Annotated in this window: 7 protein-coding genes and 1 pseudogene; 4 read left to right on the top strand and 4 right to left on the bottom strand. The window is 38.5% G+C overall.

Features of this window, described 5'->3' with window-relative positions; genetic code table 11:
* Positions 1–197 (top strand): annotated as a pseudogene (locus tag BW716_RS37320) (hypothetical protein); the annotation flags it as partial.
* Positions 198–316: 119 nt separating this feature from the next.
* On the opposite strand, the gene BW716_RS34395 reads toward BW716_RS37320, so the two are convergent.
* The 4 genes from BW716_RS34395 to BW716_RS34380 form a co-directional block, all read right to left on the bottom strand.
* Positions 317–808: a hypothetical protein gene (locus tag BW716_RS34395; RefSeq protein ID WP_083730574.1), complete on the bottom strand. Its 492-nt coding sequence runs from the start codon at positions 806–808 to the stop codon at positions 317–319.
* A 190-nt stretch (positions 809–998) separates the two neighbouring features.
* Positions 999–1529 (bottom strand): RHS repeat-associated core domain-containing protein, encoded by a 531-nt coding sequence (locus BW716_RS34390; RefSeq protein ID WP_083730573.1) that lies wholly within the window; start codon positions 1527–1529, stop codon positions 999–1001.
* 278 nt (positions 1530–1807) lie between these two features.
* The gene (locus BW716_RS34385) at positions 1808–2308 is read right to left on the bottom strand and encodes a hypothetical protein (protein ID WP_143709218.1); all 501 of its coding nucleotides are present in this window, start codon (positions 2306–2308) and stop codon (positions 1808–1810) included.
* Entirely contained in the window at positions 2295–2882 is a 588-nt protein-coding gene (locus BW716_RS34380) for a hypothetical protein (protein ID WP_083730571.1), read from the bottom strand. Before BW716_RS34380 ends, BW716_RS34385 begins: the two co-directional genes overlap by 14 nt.
* Before the next feature lie 161 nt (positions 2883–3043).
* Here BW716_RS34380 and BW716_RS34375 point away from each other — a divergent pair, with 161 nt between their 5' ends.
* From BW716_RS34375 to BW716_RS34365, 3 genes are read left to right on the top strand one after another with little or no spacing between them, the layout of a single operon-like run.
* Positions 3044–3265 (top strand): helix-turn-helix transcriptional regulator, encoded by a 222-nt coding sequence (locus BW716_RS34375; protein ID WP_083730570.1) that lies wholly within the window; start codon positions 3044–3046, stop codon positions 3263–3265.
* A gap of 9 nt (positions 3266–3274) precedes the next feature.
* Positions 3275–3607 (top strand): transposase, encoded by a 333-nt coding sequence (locus tag BW716_RS34370; RefSeq protein ID WP_083730569.1) that lies wholly within the window; start codon positions 3275–3277, stop codon positions 3605–3607.
* Positions 3585–4304: an IS3 family transposase gene (locus BW716_RS34365; protein ID WP_083730568.1), complete on the top strand. Its 720-nt coding sequence runs from the start codon at positions 3585–3587 to the stop codon at positions 4302–4304. Before BW716_RS34370 ends, BW716_RS34365 begins: the two co-directional genes overlap by 23 nt.
* Positions 4305–4721: the final 417 nt, after the last annotated feature.

The following is a 4721-nucleotide window of genomic DNA, read 5'->3' as shown; positions in this document are numbered from 1 at the left end:
GGGTAAGTGTGAGAGTGGCGATTTATTCTGCTGTGGGTGATTTGATAGAGCAGGGTGATGCGGTGTTGGAGGCGAATGGGTTGGATTGGTTGTATACGGCGACAGTGGCGAATAGTGCGATAGCAGGGTGTAGAGTGAGAGCGGTAGCGAAGGATCTGCCGGCGAATGAGACGGTGTATGATGTGACGGTGGAGTAAATAGGAAAGGCGTCTCGCTGGTGCGAGACGCCTTCCTTATTTCCAAAAATAATTAGCAATATTCCATCTAATTTTATTTCCCTGCTATTATAGAATCAAATGCTATTTAGTAAAAAATATCAGAACAATCCTGGCGGTAAATTCCCACAGTTCTTCCGTATAATATTAAGATAGCTTGAATCGTAAGTAAGCTCCACCGGATGATCCAATTGGGGAGATAAATCCACTAACTTGCCTGTTTGCAAATCAAGATTTAATACCCCAGCCAAGGAACTATCTTTTCGGCCAGGTGAGTAATAAATCCGAATGCCTATTGAGGGGTCATCGGCATCACCTGGTTCATTTATGTGTATTTTATAATCTGACAGGTGAGTCTTATCATCCGGATGATAATTACTTGTTTGAAACATCAAATTTAGCGCCTGATCACATTCCATAACACTGCTTGATCCTGTTTGTTTTTCTGTGACAACAGGCTTTGTGATGACAGAATCATTCTGATTGGGCGCGATAATTACACTATCACTTACCACATCAGCTTTTTTATCCTTAGGCGTTTCATTACATGCCCAAACACCAGCGCAAAAAAATAAGAACCAATATTTACTCATAATAATTTAAATTTAAGACCAGTAGATGTTTTATTAGTATTTGCCTTAATCAATGAATCGACAATTTTGGTACTCTTCTTCATCACATTAGCTCTTTAGCTCTCCTGTGGAGCTTTTTCTCGGGCTACCCAACGCGCCCAATTGCCATCGTAACGTTGAATATATTCAACTTTATATATCATAGCTGCTTCTACTGATGGGAAAATAATAAAAGGCTTAGGATGGTCTGTAATTTAAACTGCCCGGGTCCATGACCGGTGGCAGAAATGGAAAATGCGGAAGAAGTAGCAGTGTTTTCACGATCAACAAAAGGAGAAGGACGAGCATAGTAATGCACGTTCCCCCTTGAATCGACAGCACGATACTTATGAATTTGGACGGTCATCCAATTAGCTATAGCTGTTATCCCATAATCCGTCTCCGCCTTGTATATTGGTTGACTATTCTGCGTCGTATAATAATTCGTTACAAACTTCACTTCCTCACTGTCTAAGTCAATACCTTGAATAGGGGTATTGCTGGCAAACTGATAAGGTGTCAGTTCAGGATATGATTGTGTTAACGGGTCCACACTCAAAAATTTCCCGATCCCTGGATAATACACCCGCATACCATAATCCTGCTGATTCCCCTCGCCCTTTATTTCATTGTCATTCTCCTTTCCATTAAACCCATACCTGTATTCATTCAAAGTAAATTTCCTAACCACCTGTATCATCATAAATGGATAACATAGCCCAGATGCCTATCCAACTCACCTTCCAGCACCCCACTCTTCTTAATCTAGGCAAGGAAATCATTTAGTCTCTTACCTAGCTGCAACTGCTTTAGAAAGTCGTACGTAATGAAATCATCTGGTTTCATGTTTGCTGTGTATGTTTAAAATTAAAAAATCAAGGTGGTTGAAGTACTATCAAGTTAGACACTTTTGGCGAGCAACCTCAATAACCTCGATTTTAATTATTCACATAGTTTTTCAATAATCTTACATATAAAAAGCTACTCAAAAATTTGTATCTTATTTTCTGTAACACTTCTTAATACTTCTATTGCCTTCAAAACATCTTTTTTAAAAATTTGTGTCATTAATATTTTTTCGGTCCCATCTTTAAGTTTAAATCGAATAGTATTCGTTACTGTGTACCTTACCAACAAGCTACCAATCATCTCTATCAACATGAAATTAGCGCCATCTCTTTTAAGATCCATTTCAATAGATTCTATATCACTAAACAATATTGAAGTCCTATGGGAAAACAGATCAACAGGATGTTTAAAAGTATGTTCAATACTATCTCTATAGACCCTTATTTGAGAATACTTATTATAATAAAAAGCAATTAAAAAAACTAAGAGAACTATAGTTATTAGAACCGGATTCGCACTAAAATCTTTGCCAACATAAATAGTTGCCAATAATATTATAGTGTAGTTTAAAAAGGTTTTTAATTTATCTAAAGATGATTCAACGAAAAAAAGTGGTTCTCTATTTTCTGACATTTATTGTAGTTTTTGTGTTATCTGTTTTAGCGTTCTGATTATTATTCATTTGACTCGTCAAATTTAATGATTGAGCCTTAAGATTGTTACCATTAACAAAAAAGAAAATTAAGCTATTTATCACATCTGTTTTAAGTTGGCTCGTTGCTAAGTTTACCATCGCATCATTATGTCCTGAAACAGAAGCATCGCCTGTAGGTACGGCATCAAACACATATCCAAGTAACCCAGCTATCTTTGGCAAGCCAGCTTTAAGGCTAACTCCCAAAACTTTAATCATTCCACTTCGAGTTGCCATTTCTTCTGCCATTTTTTTGGTTCCGGCAGCTAATGCTTCTTTCCCCAGATCCCCTCCTACTCCAATGTAGTCACCTTCTGATAAGGACTTCACATAACCTAAATATGTCAATGTCTTATTTAATTTCTCCCCTTTTTCTGAGATTTCATTATAGTAACCGACAACCGTTGAAGTTCCATCAAACACTCCTGCAGCAAGATCTATTTTAACCATTTCTTTACTCTCTCCTAATTTTTCATAATTTAAATCAGCCGTAACATTATCTACATCTTGCAAAAAAGTTTCCTGCGCTTCTTTTGATACAGTTTGGACGATAATACTATTGCCATCTTTATTACTGTATCACCATAGTAAATTTAATAATAGGTACTTCTCTACCGTTTTCAATGTAACTATCCATGTTTCCATAAAGGCGATAAGCCATAAATGACCCAATAATGAGCAGCTTCGGTAAAAAATTAAGAGAGTGCAGAGAGGCCAAAGACCTCTCCCATAGCGAGTTGGCCAAGCTCCTTAATACCAATCATTCCATCATTGGTAAATATGAACGTGATGAAGTAAAGCCTACTATTGATGTGGTTAAAAGGCTCGCTGATGAACTGGATACTATAATACTCCCCAAAAATCGGACAGTAAGTTTAAGTGGAAAAACATCTTAAATTTACGATATGAACAAGGGAAGAAGAAAGTTCAATGCAGCATTTAAATCGAAGGTAGCAGTAGAAGCCTTAAAAGAACAACTCACACTTGCAGAGCTGGCTGAGAAGTATGATTTACATCCCACTCAGATAACGGAGTGGAAGAAACAGCTGTTATCAGGCTCTGAACAGGTATTTGATCAGGGTAAGAAAGCTGATTCTGAAGCAACAGATCACCAGGAAGAAAAGGATGAACTATATAAGCAAATCGGTCAACTCAAGGTAGAGAATGACTGGTTGAAAAAAAAATCTGAACAGGTCTTTGGGAAGAACTGGAAGGATGGCTATAGTAAGCAAGGATGATACGGAGCTTAGCATTGTACGTCAATGTCAATTGCTTGAAGTATCCCGTAGCAGTCATTATCATGAGCCTAAAGGAGAGAGCAAACAAAATCTGGAGCTGATGGCTCAGATTGATCGTCTCCACCTTGAACATCCTTATTTCGGGGCTGTTCGGATGGCCAAACATTTGAGTACAGATGATCTGGTTGTCAATGTGAAGCGGATTAGGCGCCTGATGCGAAAAATGGATATTTCGGCCATATATCCGGTTCCCAATACGAGCGAGGCATGTAAATACCACCAAAAGTATCCATACCTGCTAAAGGGGCTTAATATTGACAGGAACAACCAGGTTTGGAGCATGGATATCACTTACATTCCGATGGCGAAAGGTTTTATGTATCTGTGTGCGATTATAGACTGGCATAGCCGGTATTTGCTATCCTGGACGCTAAGTAATACCATGACTGTTGATTTCTGCCTGGAAGCCCTTCAAAAGGCCGTTTCCATCTATGGCACTCCTGAGATCCTAAACACAGATCAGGGAAGCCAGTTTACCAGTGAGGAATTCACCTCAGCGGTATTAAATGCTGAGATCAAATTCAGCATGGACGGTGTTGGAAGAGCTACAGATAATATTTGTATTGAAGTGCGACTCGTTTGCTTCCGAACTGCACTCAAAGGTGCAGGAAGAAGCAGAGCGGCCATTGCCGCTTAACTGCAATTTTTGAATTGGTGAGATTCCAATCTCCCCGGTATCGGGATGAAGGCATAACCCACGTAGTAAGACTGACTATCAAAACTACGCAAGCATGGGTTAAAAGGTGGTAAGTGGAAGTCTCAATCCGCAATCCCATCAAGCTAAGTCAAATATGATTACGAACAGAAATCTGCGATTGAATCGTCGTTAAGATGAAGGAGCGAAACGAGACTGATACGCTTTAACCAAAAGGTAATGGGTCAAAAAGATGATTAGGAACTTTCGATTTTCTAATAAGATACTGAAGTTGTTTACACTTTTTGAAGGAAAAAAAGGAAGTCCCAGGAATTAAGGATTTTTGTTTTAGCAAATAAAAACGAATAATTCTGGGACTCATAGACGAAGATAAGATACGAGATTGGATTTTACCACATT

The organism is [Flexibacter] sp. ATCC 35208, from assembly GCF_001975825.1.
In the GTDB taxonomy this organism is placed as follows: domain Bacteria; phylum Bacteroidota; class Bacteroidia; order Chitinophagales; family Chitinophagaceae; genus Chitinophaga.
Note: the sequence above shows the minus strand (reverse complement) of the source record. Positions and strands in the feature narration are given on the sequence as shown.